The following is a 20,984-nucleotide window of genomic DNA, read 5'->3' on the forward strand; positions in this document are numbered from 1 at the left end:
GTGACGTTGAGAGACGAGGTGTTGTACCATGCTCCGATCGCCGGCACGGTGACGTTCACCGCCGGCGCGGCGGTGTCGACGATGAAGCTGACCTCGGCATAGCTGCTCTCGCCCAGCACGTTGTAGGCGGTCACATTGACGTTATGCTCGCCCTCGGCAAGATCGTCGATGGTGAGATCGGTGTTCTTTGACACGTTGATCGCTTCGGCGCCGTCCACGCTGACGTTGTAGTGATCAACGTTGGCGCCGGTCCATTCTACTTTGACCGAGTCGGAGGTCAGAATGTCATCCTGACTGGGTGAAGCGATGGAGACCGAGGGTGTGATCTTCGGAGTGTAGGTGCTGGCATACACGCCCCTGTGTCCGAGATCCCCATTCTCCTGCTCCCATATGGCGACCGCGCCGCCGTAGGAGTTAATCGCGACCTGGGGAGAGTATGCCGAGGTACTGACCTCAGTGACTACCATGTCATCCCCCCAGTTTCCGTCGGTATAGGCACGGGAGATGATGAACGAGTGCGTATCGTATATGTCATACCATGTTGCCATCATGTTCCCGTCGGAGTTCGTCACTATGTCGGGTGACTGTACGTTACCGATCGCGGAAAGGGTCTCCGGTCCATCGTTGCCCACGCCGGAGGTGAGGACGCCGATAGAAGTTAGGTCCCCGCTTTCCGTCTGCACCCATATCGTGCCCATCGCCATATTGTCGGCGATGACCATCTTGGGTTCGGTGTACGAAATTCCGAGGTCGGAGATGATCGCGGGAGAACCCCACTCACCATTATGCTGCACGTCCCCTATGATGGTCCATGCAGATAGGTCCGAGCTATACTGCTGATAGACAAGGACTGAGATGCCCAGGTCATTGATTGTCAGGTCTGGATAGGCACAAGCCCCTGAACCCGGCGAGACCACCTCTGGGTCGCTCCATTGATCGACTGACAAGGAGGCAACGGCAATTACGTTCGCGCCGGCATGATCTTCGCACCAAGCCACAGTGGCGTTCCCGATATTGTTCATGACTAGTTGGACGCTGCTGCAGTCGTGCTCACCATCGGATATCGTAGTGGCCTCATCCCAGTTACCGTTCAGGTAAACACATCCGACCACATCGGTGTGAACGCTACCGGTGGCATTCCAGACTGCGATTGCGCCCCCGCTGGCATTCATAGCTACCTGAGGGGTCGCAATCCTGTCCATGTCCGACCCGATAGTCACGGGAACGCTCCATTCTCCGCCACTGAAGTACCTAGCCTTCACATCATAGTGGGAACCGTCGTACTGGCTGTACACCACGACGGCGTTACCGGCGTCGTTCATGGCGATCGCAGGGTTCCCGCAGTCCCCCTCACCATCGGACAGGGTAGCGACAGGGCCCCACGAGCCGGTGTAGGCGGTGTAGTTGATGACGTGGTGGAGGTCTCCACCGCTGCGCCAGACGACCAAAGTGTCTCCGGCGGAGTCCATTGCCATCCTGCACTGGTCCGCGTTGTGATCGTCCCCGTTCTCGATGGCTATGGGGACCGTCCAATCGGATAATAATGGCCTAGCATCAGCATTGACGGTGACCATGATGCAAGAGAGAAGCATCACGGCGCACAACGCCAACGATACCGCTTTTCGTGTCAGCATCGACATCCCTTCTATGTAAAACCTCGAATGTGGTTCGATGCGATGACAGACTTTTTTAGTATTTAATGTATAATTATCTCTTAGGATAATTGATAATGACGTCAATATGGCTCGTTTCCCGATACTAATATTGTGGTCCGAAGTTCGTAAGATCATGTGAATTTTTCACCTGTTTCTTAGCACATCCATCAAATACCCCGCTCTGGCTCTAATGCTCGTGGACGACACGGCTCGCTTTAGCCTGCAGGTCGAGGGGATGGACTGCATTGAGTGCGCCAAGAAGATCGAGAAAGCAGTGCTCGCCCTGGACGGCGTTACCGGCACACGGGTCTCGTACACCTTGGGCAAGGTCAACGTCGAGGGCAAGAAGGGCCGTCTGGACCGCCGGACGGTGGTCCACACCGTGGAGCGCCTGGGATATAAGGTGAAGGAGGACGAGGAGCCAGCGCTGGAAGGTTTCTTCTCCTGGAACAACCGCCGCCTCGTCATCACCATCGTTTCTGGCGTCCTCTTCGTCATCGGAGCGATATCTGAGTTCCTTCTCCACGAGCCTCTTCTGTACTACCCGGCGTACATTCTGGCCATCGTGTCCGGGGGCTACTACATCGCCCGGCGGGGCATCGCCTCGATCTACGAGCGTTATCTGGACATGAACGTCCTGATGATGGTGGCGGTGGTGGGAGCGGTGCTCATCTCGGCGTGGGAGGAGGCGGCGTCTATAGTCTTCCTGTTCTCTTTGGCCGAGGTGCTGGAGTCATATTCCGTCGCCCGGACCCGGCGGTCGATCACCGAGCTCATGGACTTCATGCCCCGCCGGGTGCTGATCCGGAGGGACGCCGAGGAGCACACGATGGACGCGACGGACGTCGAGGTCGGGGATGTCGCCATCGTGAAGCCGGGGGAGCGCATCCCCGTGGACGGGGAAGTCATCAAGGGCGAGTCATCGATTGACGAGTCCGCCGTTACCGGGGAGAGCGTCCCCGTGCACCGTGGTCCGGGAGATGCGGTCTTCAGCGGCACCCTCAACGGCCAGGGGGCGATGGAGATCATGGTGTCCAAGCGCTATCAGGATACGGTCATCGCCAAGATCGTCTCGCTGGTGGAAGAAGCGGAAGCCTCCAAGGCGCCCACGGAGCGCTTCATCGACCGCTTCTCCCGTTACTACACCCCGGCGGTGGTGACCCTGGCCGTGGCGACCATGTTCCTCCCGACGCTCCTGTTCGGCGCCCCCCTGGAGGAGTGGTTCTACCGCGGTCTGGTTCTCCTGGTCATCTCCTGCCCCTGTGCTCTGGTGATATCGACCCCGGTGTCAGTGGTGTCGGCGATATCCGGCGGTGCCAGGAGAGGGGTGCTGTTCAAGGGCGGGCTGTACCTGGAACGCATGGGCCGCATCCGGGTGGTGGCCTTCGACAAGACCGGCACCCTGACCCAGGGGCGCCCCAAGGTCGAGGAGGTCATCCCCCTGAACGGCACGACGGCCCGCGAGGTGCTCAAGGTCGCGGCGTCGGCCGAGAACCGGTCCGAGCACCACCTGGCCCGGGCGATCATCGAGCGGGCTAGAGAGGAGAATGTGGACATCGTCGAGGCCCGGGGGTTCACCGCTCTGCACGGCAAGGGCGTGGCTATAATTTTCCAGGAAAGGAGAGTGTTCACCGGCAGCCCCCAGTTCTTCCGCGAACTGAAGGTGGATCTTTCGTCGGCGGAGGACCGCATCGCCGAGTTCAACGCGCAGGGCAAGACCGTCATCCTCGTCGGCTCCGACGACGGCCTCATGGGCATCATCACCGTCCGGGACCTCCCGCGCAAGGAGTCCAAGGCGGTCGTCGAAGGCCTCAAGGCCATGGGGGTCCTGGTCATCATGCTCACCGGTGACGACACCAAGGTCGCCGAGGGGATCGCCGCGGACCTGGGGATCGAGGAGTTCCGCGCTCGGCTCCTGCCGCAGGACAAGGTCAAGGCGGTGGAGGAGTACCAGGCCAGGTACGGCCCCCTGCTCATGGTCGGCGACGGGGTCAACGACGCTCCCGCTCTGGCCAAAGCGGAGGTCGGAGTGGCCATGGGGGTCGCCGGCACGGACGTGGCCCTGGAGGCGGCGGACGTGGCGCTGATGGGCGACGACCTGCGCTCGCTGCTCTATGGCATGCGACTGTCTCGGCGGGGAGCTAAGGTCATCCGGCAGAATGTGACGGTGTCTCTGGCGGTTAAGCTTGCCCTCACCATCCTGACCTTCCCGGGCCTCGTGACGCTGTGGATGGCCATCCTGATCGGCGATCTGGGAGTGTCCCTGGCGGTCATCGGCAACGCCTTGAGGCTCAACCGCTACCGCTGATCATTCGCACCGGATCCGCCCGGCCGCATTACTGCGGTCCAGCTCCACGATCTTCCTTCGTATCCATCGTACGGTCGACCAAACCAGGACGACCGACATGAACAGGGCGATGTACGAGATCGAGATGCTGGCATCCGGCAGGATGTCCGTGCCCAGGACGGCCAGGAAGTTGAACGCCGAGTGGATGGCCACCGCGGCCAAGTAGTATGGGATCCAGCTCTTGGGAGTCCCGTACCACGCGGCAAAGCACTTGGACCTCGAGACCCCGAACCCGGAGATGGCCGAGGTCGAGGTGTGAAGCAGGGTGGAGGTAAGGGTCCGGGCGATGACGGTGACGATGAACAGCTCCACCCCCGTGGCCAGCGAATCGGAGTAGTAGAGCACGTTCTCGCCGGCGGCGAACCCCAGACCTACGGCGGCGCCATAGACCAGGCCGTTCTCCGCCTCGGTCAGGCGGCGGCTGACGGCGAACACCCCAGTTAGCTTGGTGAACTCCTCGATCACGGGCGCGAGGATGACCGCCAGGATGATGCTCTCCATATTCGCGGTCAGGACGTCCCCGAAGAGCGAGCTGATGAGGTCCATCGCCAGTACCTCCAGGATGAAGGCCAGGCCCAGCGCCACGATGAGGCCGTAGATGAACACGCCCTCGATGGCCAGGAACGGCTCCCGCTCATGGATCTCCGCCGACCTTATCCACAGCATGTAGATGGTTGCGGGGACGAAGGCCACGATGAGGATGACGATGAGTCCGAGAGAGGTGACAGCCATATGAACGTTCAGATATGAGATGGCCGGATTAAAAGACAATTTGTCGTCTATGGGCGGAAGGCGGGGCTATCAGGACAGCGATTAAGAATCTGAGCATACCTCCACCGATCAATACCGGCGAAAACAATGCTCTGGACCATGTCATGTAAATTCTGCCTATTGCTGAGTACTTTTTCGGGCTTCGCGGCTCCTTTCACCTTCGATCGCCCTCCCCCTCGCTTTGACTTTAAGCCAGGCGTCCCTGATCAGATCGAGAGAGCCTTCTGCACACTCGTGCCTCAAACCGATGGTCGTGGCGAACTGTTCGGAGTTCTTCTGGCACTGCCTTGAGCACTCGATGCCAGTATCGATGTACAGGCAACGGGAGAAACCATCAAACATCATCTTGAGGAAATAATCGGGCGAGTAATCTTCGGCACTATCTAAATGAAAGAGGCTCACGATCCCCGGCATGCCATAGATCGCCCACCCTGCAGGGTAGAACCAGGTGATGCCACCGTTATTCTTTTCCGCATGGTACCGTTCGGTCGTGAGCATGGCGGCAATGCAGTCCTCATACTCCAGCATGACCACAGGGACCTTCACCTGCTGGGGCAGACCCTGTAACGCCTGGCAGTAACCGTAGCCGAGGAAGACGACATCCAGGTCGAGGGGAAGTGCCTCTAGTTTTTCCAGGATGGCCTTCTTAAGGTCGTCAGGTTGCAGGTGCAGCCCGAACTCCAGGTATTCCCGATATACGACGTCCGGATCGTCTCCGATGATGATTTCCAGCTCGTTCCTTATGGCATCACAGCCGAGAACACCTATCCTCATCGCCCACCCTCCCGAACACTCCCTTCCAGTTTTATGGGATCTAATCCATCGCCATCTGCATCGCTCGATCCCTGCTCATTTTCGTGCCATAGCTTGATCGTAGCCTTCGGTGGCGGGGGCAAAGGGAATCCATTCTTGCACGAAAGGCAGTACGCTCGATCGATCTCTCCCCAATAGTGGCATATCGGGCACTCCTTTCTTAGCTGAAGGCCGCACATCGGGCAATATCTCTCCAACCTGTCTACCTCCGCCTCGCACTGGATGCAATGGCGCTTGACCTCCCCTGCCAATAACCAAGAGGCTAGAGTACCTTTGCTAATGGGTGCCATCGGGAATCGACCATCTGGATATCTGCTATTTGAAGGCTATCGGGCCAATGATGTCTGGTATGATCTTATCGCTTGCCCAATAAGTATAACGGCAGCTCGTAACCGCTGACCGGTCCGACCTCGACCGTCCACCTAGTTATCCTCTCGATATTGCCTTTCATGCTCTCCCCCAGGCCGCCGATGATCATCTTCTTCGATGACGCCTTGTTCGAGATACCGCTTTCCGTTAACGCCCTCATCACCTGCATAGGTGTAATATTCCCACCGGCGCACGCGTTGTCGTAGGTGAAGCCCATCGAATCCACCGGGATGACGAACGCCTTCGTCTTCGCGGCGTTCAGCACGAGGCCCAATATCTGGTGGGTGATGATCGAGTTGCCGGTAACGATGATCGGCGAGCTCGAATCGGGCGAATTATACTCGAACAGCTTCTCCGTGACCTTCTGCTGCATAGGATCGCTCTCCGGCAGGCGGATGTCCACGCTCATCACCCCGTCGATGGTCGCTGCCATTTCCTTATCGATGGTGGCGCAGTCGCTCGCCCTCATCTTCTTCCCGATCAGCATCTGAGCGAGTTCCTTCGCGCTCCTCGCCCCATTGCACCCTCCCTCGGGAAGGTACTTGGCGAGATCCTCTGCCTTCATCCAGTACAGATCTATCTCCTCGATCGTCATTTTCTCTCCTCCATTCCACTGTCCTCTTGTTATTTTTCAACCATTAGTGATCAGTTCTAGACTCCCTGGATGGACGTCTTGATGCGGCCATTCCGGTCATAATACCGTCTGCGGAAGTATAGTGCCAGATTGACCAGCGAGATCAACACCGGCACTTCGACCAAAGGCCCAATAACGGTTGCGAAAGCGACGGCCGAGCCGATGCCGAACACTCCGACCGCGACGGCGATTGCCAGCTCGAAATTATTGCTTGCTGCGGTGAACGACTGGGCCGCAGCGTGGGGATAGTCGAAGCGGAATTTGATGGACAGTCCGAACGACAGCAGGAACATGATGGCAAAATAGGCCAATAATGGGATTGCGATTCGAACAACGTCCAGCGGACTGTTCACGATGGTCTCAGCCCTCAGCGAGAACATCACGACGATGGTGAACAGTAGTGCCAGCAATGAGATTTTACCCATGACTCCCATGAACTTGTTGTCGTACCAATCCGCGCCCTTCCTCGGTCTGACAATATATCTAGTGATGATGCCGGCGAAGAAAGGTATTCCCAGATAGATCAGTACGCTGATGGCTACCGAGATCACTGAGATCTCTACCGGGACACCAGAGCCGGGGGAGATTATGTCCGAAAGAACCATGATCAGGAAGTAAGCGTAGAACGCGTACAGCACGATCTGGAAGATGGAGTTCAGAGCGACCAGGATGGCGGCGTACTCTTGGTCCCCCTCCGCTAAAGTGTTCCACACCAGCACCATGGCAATGCACCTAGCGACACCGGTCAAGATGAGGCCAATACGAAATAGGGGCTGATCCGGAAGGAAGATCCAGGCCAGGGCGAACATGAGAAGCGGTCCAACGATATAGTTTAAGAAGAGAGATGTGCCAAACATCCTCTTGGCATCCGGCTGCTTGGTTATCTCTCGAAGTTCCTCATACTTGACCCTCGCGAGCGGCGGATACATCATCAGTATCAGCCCGATGGCGATGGGGATGGAAGTCGTGCCGACGCTCGCTTTGTTCAGAGCATCGGCCAGCTCGGGAATCAGGGCCCCGAGTACAATGCCCAGTCCCATGGCTGCGAAGATCCAAACGGTCAAGTATCGATTCAAGAACGAAAGCCTCTTGGTTCCGGTTGAAGCGGAACTGCCCCCCTTTTCGGTCTCGCTCATCGAACCCCCCCTTTATGCAGAGTTATTTCAACTTATATTGAATCGTATTAAGTGGTAGGTATAAGTAAATTCCTAACCATTGTTATTCATCCTCTCTGAGGTAACTGGTTATGGTGAAAGAGTGAAATCAGTACTGTTCATCTGCACACATAATTCCGCTCGCTCGCAAATGGCTGAAGGGCTTGCCAATGCCCTTTACCCCGACCTGCTGATGGCGAAAAGTGCGGGTACGGTGCCCAGCAGGGTACACCCCTTGGCCATCAGAGTGATGGCCGAGATAGGCATAGATATCTCACAACAGCGATCGAAAGGTCTAGAGGAGTTCGATGGACAAGCGTTTGATTGTATCATTACGGTCTGCTCCAATGCCGCAGAGACCTGCCCATTTTTTTCCGGTGGCAAGAAGCAGATTCACCACGGGTTTGATGACCCGTCGAGTGTGGACGGAACTGAGGAAGAAAAGGTCGATGCATTCCGCAAGAGCCGGGATGAGATCAATAAGTGGATCAGCGATACATTAGTAAGGTCTGAGACTTAAGGAGTGAGCATCATGGCCTCGAAGGTCTCTAAGAAAGAATGCTGCGATAATGTGATGAATCTACCCGAGGAGATGGAGGAAGCGATCCAGGAGGTAGGTGGGCTAGATGGGTTGAAGGGACGCATCCCTGAACGCCAAGAACTTACTGCGGAGGGAAAGCTCCATCAGGCCCTGTCGGATCCGATCCGGTTGCAGATCCTTCATTCTCTAGCTGTAATGGACCTATGTCCATGCATCCTTAAGGAAATCACCGGCCTAATAGATTCCAAGCTCTCATATCACCTGAACATTCTGGAGGAAGAAGGCCTCATATGCTCCTCACCTCGTCATAAATGGAGGATATACTACCTCACGGACCGGGGGAAGTCCAAGATCCCCCTTCCTTAAGGCTGCCTCTCTTCAACCATCTCCTTGATCTCTTCAACACTTGGCACTCGACCAAGGGCGACGATCTCGCCGTCGATCGCTAGTCCAGGAGTCATCATGGCACCGCGCGATGATATTTCGTTGATATCGGTGACCTTTACGACCTCGATGTCGGTTCCGTCCACGGCCTCCTTGACATTCTTTTCCAGCCGTCTGCATTTGGAGCAACCCGTCCCTAGTACTTCGATTTTAACCACCATCGTTCTTCCTCCGATCGTATTCCTTGACCATCGCTAGCTCGTAATCCTTCTCCTGGCTTCTCGGGACGAAATTAAAGATCTTTACTTCCTTTAAGAGTGCCCTACCGATCTCAGCATCGTCCAAGTTCATTGCCCGGATCTTGGCTATTATCTCATCGAGCTGAGCTATTCCTGTCTCCTGGTCCCGTATCATGATCTTCTTGATTTTCCTGGCAGCTGCCGCAGCGCAACATGGTTTGTCATCGACCATACGCTCACCCGAAAATGGATCCGTAGATGAATCCTGTCATTGTTGAAAGGAAGACCACTAGCAGGATGTATGCTACGGTCTTCCGTGCCCCCATTATGCGGTACAGCACGATCATCGACGGAAGGCTCAGCGAAGGTCCGGTCAACAACAGCGCCAGTGCCGGCCCGCCCCCCATGACTCCGGTCGAGTAACCAAAGGTCGTACCGATGATCGGCACCTCTAACAGCGTTGGCATGTACAGCAGGGCGCCGATGATCGACGCGAGGAACGTAGAACCCAGCGAATTTCCGCCTAAGTAGGGACGGAAAGATTCGGGCGGCACGAAGTACGCAATGACTCCGACCGCGAATGTCCCCACAATCAAGATGGGAAATATTTTCTTGGTCAAATCCCAAGTCTCCATCCCCCAGTCGGTAACCTCATCCCTCTGGAAAAAGTAGATCAGGATAATGGCCACCGCCACGGTGAGGATGTAGACGATGGCTAGCTTGGGTATCCAGTCCAGCTTGGACGAGCCGATGAGCAGGATGGCTATAAGGAGTATGAAGAACGACGGGACGACCCACTTCGGCCTCTCCTCTTTACTCACCTTTACATCGGCCTTCGCTCCATCTCTTTCAGACGCCCGCTTCTCCTCATCCTTGCGAAAGATGACCGACATGAGGAAACCAATGATCACAGAAAGGCCGATGGCTGCAATGGCCCTTGCCAGCCCGAGATCGTAGCCCAAAACCTGAGCGGTATAGACTATCGCTAGGACATTGATGGCTGGGCCGGCGAAGAGGAAGGTTGCTGCCGGGCCCAGACCACTGCCCTTCTTGTATATCCCAGCGAAAAGCGGAAGGATGGTACAACTGCAAACAGCCAGGACGGTGCCGGAGACCGCCGCCACCGGATACGAAATGTATTTCCTCGTTTGAGGTCCGAAGTAGCGAAGGATCGCGTCCTTCTTGACGAAGGCGGCGATGGCGCCGGCAATGAAGAAAGCGGGGATGAGGCAGGTCAGAACATGCTGAGACATGTAGTCCAGCAGGCTATTGAGCCCGCTCATCAGAGGATCTAATAAGAGGTCACTCATGGTCTCATCATTTCAATATAAATTGAAATCATGAAAAACATACCGATATTAATTAGTTGCTATTCGAGCTAAGGCCCTATGTTATTGTTTTTTACTCCCGGCCAATTCAGGCACACGTGGTCGGCGTCCCCCTTGATTTGGCCTCGATCGATGCCCTCCCGCTTGAATATCTTCTGATCGCCACTTTGTCATCTTCAATCAATATCGCCATTATGAAATCACAGCGAGAATATTTTACTCCAATTCGTTACCAATGCGCTGAGCTGTCAGGTCGATGCTCGATGGGCCGCTGGCGTTGGCCCCATACTCCTCGGCTGAAGAGCTTCCCCAGTTATGGCGTCTTGGGCGGCACACAAACCCTCATGCTAGCAACTTCAGGATGAGCTGGATGGCGAACACCCACATTATCAGCCCGAACCCGACTTTGACCCAGGCGGATTTCAGCTTCACGGTGAGGCGTGCCCCTATCGATGCACCGATGAAGACCGCCACGCTCCCAACAATAATCAGGGCGGCATCCAGGGTACCGAAGGCCGAATGGCCGATGACTCCGAACAGTGAGGAAAATATCACGATGAACGACACTGTCCCCGCGGAGTTCTTCATCGGATACCGGCAAATGAACAGAAGGAACGGCACGATGACGATGCCACCACCGACGCCTAACAGCCCAGACAAAATGCCGACGGCGAAGCTGAAGAGGATGATCATCGCATACATCGCCCCGGAGAAACCGGCGGGGCAGGTCTCCGCATCGGTCTTCTTCTCCCATATCGTATAAATCATCCTGGCCCCTGCACCGACCAGGAATAGTACGAATAACCACATCAACAGCGTCGGATCGACGAAGTTGCCCAGCACACCACCTACCAGGGCGCCGAGGCAGATCCCAGGGATGAATGCCGCCGCTATCTTCAGGTCGATCAGCTTGCTGCGGTAGTAGACAACAGACGCCGAGGCGGCGGTGACCAGGTTCAATACCAGCGATGTGGACACCGAGATCAGGGCCGTGTAGCCGAGCAGAAAGAGGATCGGGGTGTACAGGGAGCCGCCACCCTGCCCGAACATCGAGAAAATGATGGAAACGAGCAGGACTGAGATGACCGCAATCCAGAACACCCCATCCATGGTATCGCCTACTGCACGCCCTTCAGCACGTTCACCCAGGTTTGGTCGTATCCGGAACAGGGGATGCACACGGGCTGACCGTCTTTCGTTCTCGCGTACCGCTCGAACACATATTCGCCGCACTTGCTGCACTTGACCTTGGCGAACGAGCCCTTCGGTCTGCTGAAGGCGAACTCGGGTAGGCGCTCGACCTTAAACAATTCCTCATCGGACGCCTCCAAGACCTTTGCAACGACCTTTTTCGTCACATCGGCAGGAATGTCCGAGGGTTCGATCCCTTTCTTCCGGTAGACGAAGAATTCGAACTTGCCCAACTCATCCTGGAACTCGGAACGGAGGGAAATTCGTACCGCTCCCTTGCCCGGAACGAACAAGATGGTGGCAACCTTTCCATAATCGAGCCGTTCCATCATCAGCTTTCCGTAGGTACACCCGGTGGCGGCCATCGTGCCGTCCATCATGCATGTCTGTGGATGCCCGACGCCCATCTCCGAGAAGGCGAACGCACCGTGGTCCCTGACCCTCTCGATTCCTAGCTCATTCATTGCCAGCACGCCCATCCTATAGCCTATCGGCATGAATGGGCAGGTGTGCCCATGGAACTCCCAGACCCATTCAGGGATCTTGACCCCGTTATCAGTCATGTCAATCACATCATTTCAATATATGTTGAAATGATTTTCCTGATATATCCGTGTTTTCCCTGATTCAATGTCTGTGAGCTGAGGGCGATATGGGTCGGAATGATGCCTGGCTCGAAGGGATCAACCGTCGATGAACTCGATGCTGAGAGGCATGCCCTTCCGGGTCTGGGATCGAGCAATCATCCCCGCCTCGACCCATGCGGCGGTCATAACTCCCGATGGCAGGAGGCAGTTCGCGCTCATTTCCGAGATCATGAAGTCGCGGAAGATCTTGCTTTGAGCCTTATCGGTCAAATCGAATAACGTCAGGGGGCCAAGACCTTCGACATACTTCTCAGCCTTCTTGCATGTGCTGGCAGCTTTGACCAGATACTCACCATCATCGTTCTTATCCACCGTTATCTCTGTCGTATTTCCACACGGGAACATTTTGACTCTGACCTCGGAAGTCATAACAATCGCCCCATAGTACAATGTCAGCTATGCAAAGCGGTTATCGCCATATAAACATTACAACTTTTGTTGAACTGAAAACAAAAAAGGCCCGAATTAATGGACCTGATGAACTACCCCTGCACCAACAAGCTCCATCGAATCGATCTTCCTACTGCTTTTCATAGTGTCCTAGGCTACGGTTTGACCTCCTCCCGTCAAGTTAGAACTCGTCCGCGGCCGTCGGGAGCACCTCTCGTTATAAATGGGAACGTAGCATTTCCTTCCCTCGATGGGGAAGGTAGAAGTGATAACGAAGAAAGTTTCCAAGAGCGAATGCTGCGACGACGTGAGAAACCTGCCGGAGGAGATGGAGTCAGCCATCGCGGCCATCGGAGGCATGGATCGTCTGAGGACGAAGGTTCCCGACCGCGACGGCCTGGTCGTGGACGCGGCGATGTTCCAGGCCCTGTCGGATCCCATCCGCCTCCAGATCCTCCACACACTGGCTGTAACGGACCTATGTCCATGCATTCTGAAGGAGATCACCGGACTGTCGGACTCCAAGCTCTCCTATCACCTCAATATCCTGGAGGGCAGCGGCCTCATCTCTTCGTCCCACAAGCAGCGGTGGCGCATCTACGGGATAACGGAGCTGGGCCGCTCCCGCTTGATGAGCCACGGTCGCCCTGAGGCCGTAGGGAAGGCGAGTTCCCCGTGCTAGTCTGCGGCCTCGCTTAATCGCTCGGCGCACCATGGCCGCTGGACGCCGCCCGCGTCACCGGGCTGGGGCCTTCGCTTGGCAGCTCCCTCTCCTCCTCAACGATCAGGTCGCCGATGACCGGAGTGAACGGGTCCATGAACGCCCCGACCAGGCCAGCGGTGCGCAGCGCGGTGGCCTCCAGCTCGGTGACCCCGCCGCCCATGATGATGCCCACCTCCTGCTCGCTGAGCACGCCGAGGAGCGATTGGTCGATGCCCTTCCCCCGGCCGATGCGCCGGAGGTCCAGCACCCCGATCTCCTCGAAGCCGATGTCCTTGAGCGTGGCAATCGCCTGCAGCAGGTCGGAGGGACCGGACGAGCGCGAGGGCCACAGGACCTTGCCATCGTAGTATAGGCATGGCACCACGCGGTCGGAGAGGTCGAACGCCTCCGCGAACAGCTCGACCGACGGCGCGGTCATGGTTCCGATGATCGTCCTCGACACATCCATGGCGAAGGCGTCGAAGACGTCCTCGATATCCCTCACTCCCAGGTCGAGCCACACCCGGTACTTGCTCTTGATAAGCGTCTTAAGGACGTCGAAGTTGGGCCGACCGTCCTTGATCCCCGACAGATCTAGGAGAGAAATCTCCTTGGCCGAGTAGCGTGGGCTGTGCACTGCCGACCAGTAGCGGGAGAAACGTTCTTTCCGACCTTTGATGGTGTAGCCATTCTCCCACTCCACCTCCACCACGTTGGCCACCTGGGCGATGGGCAGATCGATGTACGGGATGCGGAACAGGGAGAAGGTATCGATCGGCATGATGGGCACGTGCAAGAAGTGATCGTTCTCGTCGGTGGCCTTGGAGACAATGCTCTTCTGAAAGGTCTTGAGGTCCTCGACGGAGTCGAAGTCCAGGGGCACCGCGGTGCGCCCGCAGTGCCGGCACTGGTAGCCCCCATCGTTATGATCGATCCACGGTATCGGCCCCCCGAACAGCAAAGCTGGATGGGTGTCCAGACTGCCGCAGTAGGGGCAAGCCCTCAAGCTAACCTTCCTCGTCATCCGTGGGTCCAGAGTGGCGCTCCGATAAGAGCCTTGTGTACGTATCGTTCGATCCGGTTGTTCACTCCGCGTTCGCTGGGGGTAGCTCTTCCGGCTTGATATCGCACCGGTCCTTGGCCCGCGGACGCAGAACGATGGCCGCGACGAGTCCGATCAGGGCGAACCCGAACCCGACCCACCAGGCGTTGACGTACCCGGACACGGCGTAGAGCTCGATGGTCACCGGGCCGATGTGATAGGGGACCATGTTGGCCGAGAGTATCACCGCCGCCAGCACCGGGCCGATAGCGCCGCCCACGATGCGGAACAGGGTGTTCATGCCTGACGCGACCCCAAACTCGCTCTGGGGGCAGGACTCGATCACCACATTGATCATCGACACCATGCACAGCGCCGTGCCCGAACCGAAGATGATCATGGAGACTGTCAGCTCCCAGAAGTTCGAGTTCAGAAACACGAGGGAGACGAACCCAGCGGTGGTGATGGCCATGCCTAGCGCGAGAATGTTGGACGCACCCCGCTTCTTCGACATCGAGCCGCCGATGGGGCCAATGAACAGCTGGACAATGGCGCTGGGCAGCATGTACAGGCCGACGGTGAAGGTATCCGAAAGGCCGTAATAGCCGCCGATGGCGGTCGGCGTCTCGAGGAAGTATGGCAGAGTCTGGTAGACCATGAACATGCACAGCCCAACGAACAGCGCAACGACGTTGCCGCCGAGCACCCCGCGGTTGGCCAGCAGCGACGGCCGTACGATGGGATCCTTAGTCCTGAGCTCGATGACCACAAACAACGAGATGGCGATGATGAAGGTGGCGAACAGTGCCAGGGTCCCGCCGTTGGTCCAGCCCCAGTCCTCACCCTGTGTCAGAGCCAGTAGGAGAGCCATTACTCCGACACCCAGGGTGAACGCGCCCGGGACGTCCAGTTTGCCGCCGCGGACAACGTGGGAATCGCGGATGAGATAGGCGGCGGCGACGGTGAGGACGAAGAAGAACGGCAGGACGACATGGAACGCATCGCTCCACTTGCCCACCGAGGTGATGTACCCGCCGACCACGAGGCCGATAGCCACGCCGACCGAGAACATCGCCGAGATCATGCCGATGGCGACAGGTATCTTGTCCTCGGGGAAGGTGTCCCTGACGATGCCGAAGGCCAGGGTGAACATGCCCATGCCCACACCCTGCAGGCCGCGGAAGAACAGCAGAACGAATATGTTGGACTCACCGAAGAGCGCATCGGAGATGTTAACGGAGAACCCGCTGCCTATCAGGGCGATGAGGTAGATGGACATGATGATGATGAGGATCTTCTTCTTACCATAGATGTCCCCGAGCTTTCCGGCCAGAGGGGTGGCGACCGCTCCGACGAGCATGTAGATGGATAGGACCCACGGCAGCCAAGCCGACTGCCCGGGAAAGTCCCGGGCCATCGTGGGCAGGGCGGGGACAATCATAATCTCGACAAACATCACAATCATTGCCATGCTGGCTAGCACTAGCAATATTGCGTTGTTGGTGTTTTTCTTAACCTTGGGTGCGCTCTCCATTATATCGACTCCCGATATTCAGTTCTCTATTTAGGACTTGCCTGCTGAGTCGCTAAACGTCATCCGCCTATTTATTTCGGCGACACCGCTTTGCTTTCCCCTTTTTATTTAGATAATTTCAACAAACGTCAACCGCCCCACCTCGGAGCTTGCAACTGCCATCGGGCATTCTCGCCCTCACTGGACGTCGCATTTTGCTGGTTGACAGGCAGCCTGCTTAGCTCAGATGTACCGAGCCGAGCGATGTTGCGGGCGGCGTTGATGTTGGCGTGAAACCGGAACCCGCATCTTGGGCAACCCTGTAGGTCGCCCGGTGATTGTTGATCTAATTGATGTTGCGATTCTGGAAGCCCCATCGGGCGGAGGCTTCGAACGCTCGGTGGTAAAGATCCATGGTGCGGAATGGGACATTCTCCTGCTCCCCCGTGGTCTCGAGCTTTAACCTCATGGTGCGGTGCATGCGTTAAGCGTCGCCCCCGGCATACTTATCCGAACGATTACTGGTAACATGCCGCCGGCGGAATGTACCATTATATCGTTCGGGCGACAATCGACCTTCGATGAAGCTCCTGATTATCGGCGGGACGGGCCTGCTGGGGCAATACCTGGTGCTGGAAGCGTCCCAGCGAGGGTGGGACGTCACCGCCACCTACCACGACAACGATTCCAAGATGGGGACCAAGACGCTGGTGCACATGGACCTCCGGGAGGAGCATGAGGTCGGGGAGGTCATCCGCTCGGCGAAGCCAGAAGCGGTGATCCATGCCGCCGGCATCACCGACATCGACCGCTGCGAGAGCAATCCCCAGGAGGCGTGGGCGGTGAACGCCGAAGGCGCCTTCAACGTGGCATCGGTGTGCAAGACCGAGGGCGTTCCCATGCTGTACGTCTCCACGGACGCGGTGTTCAACGGAGAGAAGGGAGAGAGATATTTCGAGTTCGATACCCCCGACCCGCTGAGCATCTACGCGCAGACCAAGCTGGAAGCGGAGCGTCTGACCCTCGACGCCGACCACCGCAACACCGTGGCCCGGGTATCCTTGCTGTATGGTTGGAACCACATGTCGGAGAAGCACAACGTCGTCACCTGGCTGATGGGAGAGATGCAGGCCGGGAGATCGGTGGACCTGTTCACCGACCGGCGGACGACGCCGACCTACGCCCCCCACTGCGCCCAAGTGCTGCTGAGGATGCTGCGCGGGGGGAGCAGGGGGATCTACCACGTCGCCGGGCCGGACTGCATGGACCGCTACGAGATGGGCATGGCCGTGGCCAGCGAGTTCAACCTCGACCCCAAGCTATGCCGGCACGGCACGATGAGCAACGCCAACCTCATAGCCCGGCGGGGGCGGAACCTCTGCCTGTCGTCGCAGAAGGCCGAGTCGGAGTTCGACCTGCGGATGATGCACTTCCGCGACGGCCTAAAGGCGATGCGCTCGACCGAGCCCGGGCACGAGCCGGACCCGGACTCCTAGGTGTTACATGTATCATCGGGAAAATCATAAAATATGAAAAATCCGGTTATAAACCCGGAGAAGTTTTATGAGCAAGACCGCAGAGAATCTGGCCAAGGCTTTCCTCGGCGAGAGTCAGGCCCGCAACCGCTACTCCATGTTCGCCTCGGTGGCGAGGAAAGAGGGCTACGAGCAGATCGCCGAGATATTCCAGCTGACCGCTGACCAGGAGAAGGAGCACGCCAAGCAGCTGTACATCTATCTCAACGGCATGCGGGTCAAGGGCGACTTCGTCGAGCTTAAGGTGCCGGCGGAGGTGCCGGTCGTCTACGCCACCACTGCCGAGAACCTGCGCGCCGCCATCGCCGGGGAGAACTACGAGCACACCTCCATGTATCCCGAGTTCGCCGATGTCGCCGATGCGGAAGGCTTCACTGACATTGCAAGGCGCATGCGTGCCATCAGCAAGGCCGAGGAGCACCACGAGGAGAGGTACCTGAAGCTCCTGCAGGCCGTCGAGTCCGGTTCGGTATTCAAGAAGGGGGAACCGATCTGGTGGGTGTGCCGGGAGTGTGGCTACATGCACTTCGGGATCGAGGCGCCCGCGGTCTGCCCGTCCTGCGATCACCCCCGTTCGTTCTACCAGCGGAAGTGCGAGGAGTATTAGGAGGAGGAATAATGACAAAGCTGAACGAGATCTACAGGTGCCCGGTATGCGGAAACATCGTCGAGCTGGTCCACTCCGGCGTGGGCGAGCTGGTATGCTGCGGAAAGCCAATGGTCCGGATGGACGCCAACACCGTTGACGCTTCCAAGGAGAAGCATGTCCCGGTGGTGGAGAAGGTCGACAGCGGGATCAAGGTGACGGTGGGGAGCGTCCCCCATCCCATGGAGGAGAAGCACTACATCGAGTTCATCGAGGTCATTGCCGACGGCCGGGTCCTGCGCAAGTACCTCAAGCCGGGAATGAAGCCGGAGGCGGTGTTCCACTGCACTCCGACGGTGTGCTGCGTCCGCGAGCTGTGCAACATCCACGGCCTGTGGAAGTTTGACTCCCCCCGCGGCGGATGAACCGGGCCTCCGCCCGCCCTTTCCCTTTCTTTTCATAAACTCCGTTCTATTAAGGGACCAGCCTTTTTAATGGGGCCGTGCATGTGATCGTAAGTTTTGGAGGTATGTTGCTTTGGACACCACGGCCCCACGTATCGGAGTATTCTTCTGCGCCTGCGGGGAGACGATCATGGACCTCATCCATTACGAGACGCTCATGGAGTTCGCCAGGGCCCAGGACGGGGTCGAGCATGTCGGCAAGTGCACCCTCCTGTGCTCTCCCGAGGGGCGGAAGCTGATCTCGGAGGAGATCAAGGGGCACAAGCTGGATCGAGTGGTCATCGCTGCCTGTTCTCCCCGGATGTACCTCGAAGAGTTCAGGGAGGCGGCCCGCAAGGGAGGCATCAACCCGTACATGGTGGAGCAGGCAAACCTCCGAGACCAGGTGGCATGGATCCACTCCCTCGACGCTCCGGCGGCGACGGCGAAGGCCAAGGACCAGCTGCACATGTCCATCGAGCGCTCGCGCAAGATGACCCCTTCCGATTTCGGCCCCACCGCGGTGGTGGACGAGGAGCAGTGCTCCGGATGTGGCATCTGCGCCACGACCTGCCGGGCGGGGTCGATCTCGTTCGTCGACACCGGTGACGGCCACCGGGTCGCCAAGGTCGACCGCGGGGAGTGCAAGGCCTGCGGGGCCTGCGTGGCGGCCTGCCCCTCGGGGGCGCTCAACCTCGAGGGTTTCACCAACGAGGAGATCGTGGCCCAGATCAACGCGTTCTCCAAGGGGCTGCTCGACTCCAAGGAGCCGAGCCCAGCCGTCCTGGTGTTCGCATGCCATTGGTGCTCCTACCCGGCGGCGGACCTGGCCGGACTGAAGCGGATGCAGATGGACGTCAACTTCCGCATGATACGGACTCCCTGCTCGGCACGGGTCGACCCGGAGTGGGTGATGCAGGCCCTGTCGAGAGGGGTCGACGGCGTTCTCATCCTCGGGGGGAAGGAGGGCTCCTGCCACTATCAGGGAGGGAACGTCAAGACCAGGAACCGCATGGTCATCCTGAGCAAGGTGATCGAGCAGCTGGGATTCGATCCAGAGCGCTTCAGCCTGGAGTGGGTGAACGCTGACGAGCCGTACCGCTTCAGCTCTCTCATCGATAACTTCGTCGACAAGATCAGGGAGCTCGGTCCCAATCCCACCCGGGCGCCGGAGGAAGAGGAGCAGATGACCTCGGCCCTTCACCATGGCCGGGACGAGATCACCCGCTCGACGTCCCGGTGATCCCTCCGCGACCTTGGGGCCCGGCATATCGGCGCCTGTCGAGCCGGACGCCCTTTCCTTTGTTTTCCTATATTAGGGCACGCCCTTACGCTTCGACATTTTCTAAACCTGTTCGTAACTAGACACCACCATCGTCGCTTGTCGAGACTGACGATTGTTCGTAACCCGCGATCACGGCTCATGCAACATTGTAACACTAACGTAAATATCGGGTGTTCCTCTGTCTTAACGGTCCAAAAATCTATATTTTTAGCATTCATAACGAATGTTTATATAATGTAAGAATTAACTCGAAATCAATCGCTTCAGCCTTTCAGGAGGAGGCTGGATGTGAGTTCGAATTTCTTTCCACGGGCAAATGCCTTCTACTCGTAGCGGATGCTGTCGACATATTTTTAGTGTTATTAGTTTATAAAAAACAAAATATTATTAGCCGTAGAAGAAAACGACACCTTCATATATGAGCTTCCTATTCGCAACATTGTTTCAGGCGGCATACGACGTTTGTTGTTGTTGCTCGAAGCAAAACAGGAGTTGAGAAAATACTAGATATGGACAACGTGAAGACCGACCTCATCTTGACTCGATATGACATCAAGATGGAGTCGCAGGAGAAGCCTGATGCAATCGCTGCTCGGATCCTGCCCAAGGACCCGCTCCTGAAGAAGATTGCCGAGGACGTCATGAACCTGAAGGGCAAGCTCATCGAGGACGATGTCAAGGCCGGTCTGGCCAAGATCGCCCCCGAGGTCATCATCCAGGATGGATTGCTGAAGGGAATGGACGTAGTCGCTGAGCTGTACGGACGCGGTATCTACTACCTGCCGCACGTCATGGTTGCCGCGGACGCCATGGACAAGGGAATGAAGGTCGCCGAGGCTGCCCTGAAGACCGCCAAGAAGGTCAAGGGAACCATCGTTATGCACGCCGCTGAGGGTGACCCCCACGACATTGGCAAGAACATCGCCGCTGTGCTGCTGAAGTCCAACGGCTTCGGTGTCGTCGACCTGGGCAGAGATGTCCCCATCGCTGACGTCGTCGAGTCCGTGGAGAAGAACAAGGCCGATGTGGTCACCGGCACCGCCCTTATGACCACCACCATGTCCGCTGTCCCTAAGATCTCGGAGAGGCTCAAGGAGAAGGGCATCGAGATCCCGTTCATCTGCGCCGGCGGCGCGGTAAACAGGCAGTACGTCGAGTCCTACCCCATGGGTGTTTACGCTGACAAGGCTGCATTGGGCCCCGCCCTGTGCACCAAGGCCGTTAGCGGTAACGACTGGAAGAAGATCAGGGACATGTGGGACGACATCCACGCCGGGAAGGCTTAAACGAGGTGAAATAAATGGCATCTAAGAAGTTTACCAAGATGGAGTACGGCTCCGCAGATGAGATGGTTTTCGGAGACGCGAAGTACCCCCTGTCCTACGGCCTTGGCCTCAAGGTCGGCGCTGGGTTC

General features: G+C 57.5%; 24 protein-coding genes. 10 read left to right on the plus strand and 14 right to left on the minus strand.

Annotated elements, in window-relative coordinates; all coding sequences use genetic code 11:
- Positions 1 to 1,634, minus strand: a 1,634-nt coding sequence (locus tag SA339_14035; GenBank protein ID MDW5564329.1) for a fibronectin type III domain-containing protein, incomplete at its 3' end; no start/stop codon positions are given.
- 217 nt (positions 1,635 to 1,851) lie between these two features.
- Between SA339_14035 and SA339_14040 the strand changes: the two genes are divergently transcribed.
- Positions 1,852 to 3,963 carry a cation-translocating P-type ATPase gene (locus tag SA339_14040; GenBank protein MDW5564330.1) on the plus strand — a complete coding sequence of 704 codons (2,112 nt, stop codon included), beginning with the start codon at positions 1,852 to 1,854 and terminating at the stop codon, positions 3,961 to 3,963.
- Here SA339_14040 and SA339_14045 read toward each other — a convergent pair whose 3' ends face one another.
- The 4 genes from SA339_14045 to arsB form a co-directional block, all read right to left on the minus strand.
- The gene (locus SA339_14045; GenBank protein MDW5564331.1) at positions 3,964 to 4,734 is read right to left on the minus strand and encodes a PrsW family intramembrane metalloprotease; all 771 of its coding nucleotides are present in this window, start codon (positions 4,732 to 4,734) and stop codon (positions 3,964 to 3,966) included.
- 156 nt (positions 4,735 to 4,890) lie between these two features.
- The gene (locus tag SA339_14050) at positions 4,891 to 5,547 is read right to left on the minus strand and encodes a DUF1638 domain-containing protein (GenBank protein MDW5564332.1); all 657 of its coding nucleotides are present in this window, start codon (positions 5,545 to 5,547) and stop codon (positions 4,891 to 4,893) included.
- Positions 5,548 to 5,941: 394 nt separating this feature from the next.
- Entirely contained in the window at positions 5,942 to 6,550 is a 609-nt protein-coding gene (locus SA339_14055; GenBank protein ID MDW5564333.1) for a hypothetical protein, read from the minus strand.
- Between the two features lie 56 nt (positions 6,551 to 6,606).
- Positions 6,607 to 7,725 (minus strand): ACR3 family arsenite efflux transporter, encoded by a 1,119-nt coding sequence (arsB, locus tag SA339_14060; GenBank protein MDW5564334.1) that lies wholly within the window; start codon positions 7,723 to 7,725, stop codon positions 6,607 to 6,609.
- 121 nt (positions 7,726 to 7,846) lie between these two features.
- Between arsB and SA339_14065 the strand changes: the two genes are divergently transcribed.
- Together SA339_14065 and SA339_14070 are read left to right on the plus strand one after the other, a co-directional pair.
- The gene (locus tag SA339_14065) at positions 7,847 to 8,263 is read left to right on the plus strand and encodes an arsenate reductase ArsC (protein MDW5564335.1); all 417 of its coding nucleotides are present in this window, start codon (positions 7,847 to 7,849) and stop codon (positions 8,261 to 8,263) included.
- A 12-nt stretch (positions 8,264 to 8,275) separates the two neighbouring features.
- Positions 8,276 to 8,650, plus strand: coding sequence for a winged helix-turn-helix domain-containing protein (locus SA339_14070; GenBank protein ID MDW5564336.1), 375 nt, complete (start codon positions 8,276 to 8,278; stop codon positions 8,648 to 8,650).
- Here the strand turns inward: SA339_14070 and SA339_14075 are convergent.
- From SA339_14075 to SA339_14100, 6 genes are all read right to left on the minus strand, one after another.
- Positions 8,647 to 8,889 (minus strand): thioredoxin family protein, encoded by a 243-nt coding sequence (locus SA339_14075; protein ID MDW5564337.1) that lies wholly within the window; start codon positions 8,887 to 8,889, stop codon positions 8,647 to 8,649. The two genes, SA339_14070 and SA339_14075, sit on opposite strands and share 4 nt — an antisense overlap.
- Entirely contained in the window at positions 8,879 to 9,139 is a 261-nt protein-coding gene (locus SA339_14080) for a hypothetical protein (protein MDW5564338.1), read from the minus strand. The genes SA339_14075 and SA339_14080 overlap by 11 nt, the downstream gene beginning before the upstream one ends.
- Positions 9,140 to 9,143: 4 nt before the next feature.
- Positions 9,144 to 10,190, minus strand: a complete 1,047-nt coding sequence (locus SA339_14085; GenBank protein ID MDW5564339.1) for a permease — start codon at positions 10,188 to 10,190, stop codon at positions 9,144 to 9,146.
- A gap of 387 nt (positions 10,191 to 10,577) precedes the next feature.
- On the minus strand, positions 10,578 to 11,345 hold the full coding sequence (locus tag SA339_14090; protein MDW5564340.1) for a sulfite exporter TauE/SafE family protein: 768 nt from the start codon (positions 11,343 to 11,345) through the stop codon (positions 10,578 to 10,580).
- A gap of 8 nt (positions 11,346 to 11,353) precedes the next feature.
- Positions 11,354 to 11,989, minus strand: a complete 636-nt coding sequence (locus SA339_14095) for an FmdE family protein (protein MDW5564341.1) — start codon at positions 11,987 to 11,989, stop codon at positions 11,354 to 11,356.
- Between the two features lie 120 nt (positions 11,990 to 12,109).
- Complete coding sequence (locus SA339_14100; protein MDW5564342.1) at positions 12,110 to 12,385, minus strand: hypothetical protein; 276 nt, start codon at positions 12,383 to 12,385, stop codon at positions 12,110 to 12,112.
- 328 nt (positions 12,386 to 12,713) lie between these two features.
- Between SA339_14100 and SA339_14105 the strand changes: the two genes are divergently transcribed.
- Positions 12,714 to 13,145, plus strand: coding sequence for a metalloregulator ArsR/SmtB family transcription factor (locus SA339_14105; protein ID MDW5564343.1), 432 nt, complete (start codon positions 12,714 to 12,716; stop codon positions 13,143 to 13,145).
- Between the two features lie 13 nt (positions 13,146 to 13,158).
- On the opposite strand, the gene SA339_14110 is transcribed toward SA339_14105, so the two are convergent.
- The 3 genes from SA339_14110 to SA339_14120 all read right to left on the minus strand — a co-directional run bounded on the left by SA339_14110 (position 13,159) and on the right by SA339_14120 (position 16,202).
- Positions 13,159 to 14,190 (minus strand): HisA/HisF-related TIM barrel protein, encoded by a 1,032-nt coding sequence (locus tag SA339_14110; GenBank protein ID MDW5564344.1) that lies wholly within the window; start codon positions 14,188 to 14,190, stop codon positions 13,159 to 13,161.
- A 61-nt stretch (positions 14,191 to 14,251) separates the two neighbouring features.
- Positions 14,252 to 15,742: an MFS transporter gene (locus SA339_14115; GenBank protein ID MDW5564345.1), complete on the minus strand. Its 1,491-nt coding sequence runs from the start codon at positions 15,740 to 15,742 to the stop codon at positions 14,252 to 14,254.
- Positions 15,743 to 16,067: 325 nt separating this feature from the next.
- Positions 16,068 to 16,202, minus strand: a complete 135-nt coding sequence (locus SA339_14120) for a hypothetical protein (GenBank protein ID MDW5564346.1) — start codon at positions 16,200 to 16,202, stop codon at positions 16,068 to 16,070.
- 100 nt (positions 16,203 to 16,302) lie between these two features.
- On the opposite strand from SA339_14120, the gene SA339_14125 reads away from it, so the two are divergent.
- The 6 genes from SA339_14125 to SA339_14150 form a co-directional block, all read left to right on the plus strand.
- Entirely contained in the window at positions 16,303 to 17,217 is a 915-nt protein-coding gene (locus SA339_14125) for an SDR family oxidoreductase (protein MDW5564347.1), read from the plus strand.
- Between the two features lie 67 nt (positions 17,218 to 17,284).
- The gene (locus SA339_14130; protein MDW5564348.1) at positions 17,285 to 17,863 is read left to right on the plus strand and encodes a ferritin family protein; all 579 of its coding nucleotides are present in this window, start codon (positions 17,285 to 17,287) and stop codon (positions 17,861 to 17,863) included.
- An 11-nt stretch (positions 17,864 to 17,874) separates the two neighbouring features.
- Positions 17,875 to 18,267, plus strand: a complete 393-nt coding sequence (locus tag SA339_14135) for a desulfoferrodoxin (GenBank protein ID MDW5564349.1) — start codon at positions 17,875 to 17,877, stop codon at positions 18,265 to 18,267.
- Between the two features lie 112 nt (positions 18,268 to 18,379).
- Positions 18,380 to 19,528, plus strand: coding sequence for a hydrogenase iron-sulfur subunit (locus SA339_14140; GenBank protein MDW5564350.1), 1,149 nt, complete (start codon positions 18,380 to 18,382; stop codon positions 19,526 to 19,528).
- A 551-nt stretch (positions 19,529 to 20,079) separates the two neighbouring features.
- The gene (locus tag SA339_14145; protein MDW5564351.1) at positions 20,080 to 20,856 is read left to right on the plus strand and encodes a cobalamin-dependent protein; all 777 of its coding nucleotides are present in this window, start codon (positions 20,080 to 20,082) and stop codon (positions 20,854 to 20,856) included.
- Positions 20,857 to 20,870: 14 nt separating this feature from the next.
- Positions 20,871 to 20,984 (plus strand): methyltransferase MtaB domain-containing protein (locus SA339_14150; GenBank protein ID MDW5564352.1); only part of this gene is annotated, 114 nt, incomplete at its 3' end.

Origin of the sequence: Methanomassiliicoccus sp. (assembly GCA_033485155.1) — an archaeon.
Taxonomy (GTDB): Archaea; Thermoplasmatota; Thermoplasmata; order Methanomassiliicoccales; family Methanomassiliicoccaceae; genus UBA6.

Bases quoted from the DNA above. Each gene is read 5' to 3' on its own strand.
- SA339_14045 (MDW5564331.1), bottom strand. From the start codon at position 4,734: ATGGCTGTCACCTCTCTCGGACTCATCGTCATCCTCATCGTGGCCTTC.
- SA339_14050 (MDW5564332.1), bottom strand. From the start codon at position 5,547: ATGAGGATAGGTGTTCTCGGCTGTGATGCCATAAGGAACGAGCTGGAA.
- SA339_14055 (MDW5564333.1), bottom strand. From the start codon at position 6,550: ATGACGATCGAGGAGATAGATCTGTACTGGATGAAGGCAGAGGATCTC.
- arsB (MDW5564334.1), bottom strand. From the start codon at position 7,725: ATGAGCGAGACCGAAAAGGGGGGCAGTTCCGCTTCAACCGGAACCAAG.
- SA339_14070 (MDW5564336.1), top strand. From the start codon at position 8,276: ATGGCCTCGAAGGTCTCTAAGAAAGAATGCTGCGATAATGTGATGAAT.
- SA339_14075 (MDW5564337.1), bottom strand. From the start codon at position 8,889: ATGGTGGTTAAAATCGAAGTACTAGGGACGGGTTGCTCCAAATGCAGA.
- SA339_14080 (MDW5564338.1), bottom strand. From the start codon at position 9,139: ATGGTCGATGACAAACCATGTTGCGCTGCGGCAGCTGCCAGGAAAATC.
- SA339_14085 (MDW5564339.1), bottom strand. From the start codon at position 10,190: ATGAGCGGGCTCAATAGCCTGCTGGACTACATGTCTCAGCATGTTCTG.
- SA339_14090 (MDW5564340.1), bottom strand. From the start codon at position 11,345: ATGGATGGGGTGTTCTGGATTGCGGTCATCTCAGTCCTGCTCGTTTCC.
- SA339_14095 (MDW5564341.1), bottom strand. From the start codon at position 11,989: ATGACTGATAACGGGGTCAAGATCCCTGAATGGGTCTGGGAGTTCCAT.
- SA339_14105 (MDW5564343.1), top strand. From the start codon at position 12,714: ATGGGGAAGGTAGAAGTGATAACGAAGAAAGTTTCCAAGAGCGAATGC.
- SA339_14110 (MDW5564344.1), bottom strand. From the start codon at position 14,190: ATGACGAGGAAGGTTAGCTTGAGGGCTTGCCCCTACTGCGGCAGTCTG.
- SA339_14115 (MDW5564345.1), bottom strand. From the start codon at position 15,742: ATGGAGAGCGCACCCAAGGTTAAGAAAAACACCAACAACGCAATATTG.
- SA339_14120 (MDW5564346.1), bottom strand. From the start codon at position 16,202: ATGCACCGCACCATGAGGTTAAAGCTCGAGACCACGGGGGAGCAGGAG.
- SA339_14125 (MDW5564347.1), top strand. From the start codon at position 16,303: ATGAAGCTCCTGATTATCGGCGGGACGGGCCTGCTGGGGCAATACCTG.
- SA339_14130 (MDW5564348.1), top strand. From the start codon at position 17,285: ATGAGCAAGACCGCAGAGAATCTGGCCAAGGCTTTCCTCGGCGAGAGT.
- SA339_14135 (MDW5564349.1), top strand. From the start codon at position 17,875: ATGACAAAGCTGAACGAGATCTACAGGTGCCCGGTATGCGGAAACATC.
- SA339_14145 (MDW5564351.1), top strand. From the start codon at position 20,080: ATGGACAACGTGAAGACCGACCTCATCTTGACTCGATATGACATCAAG.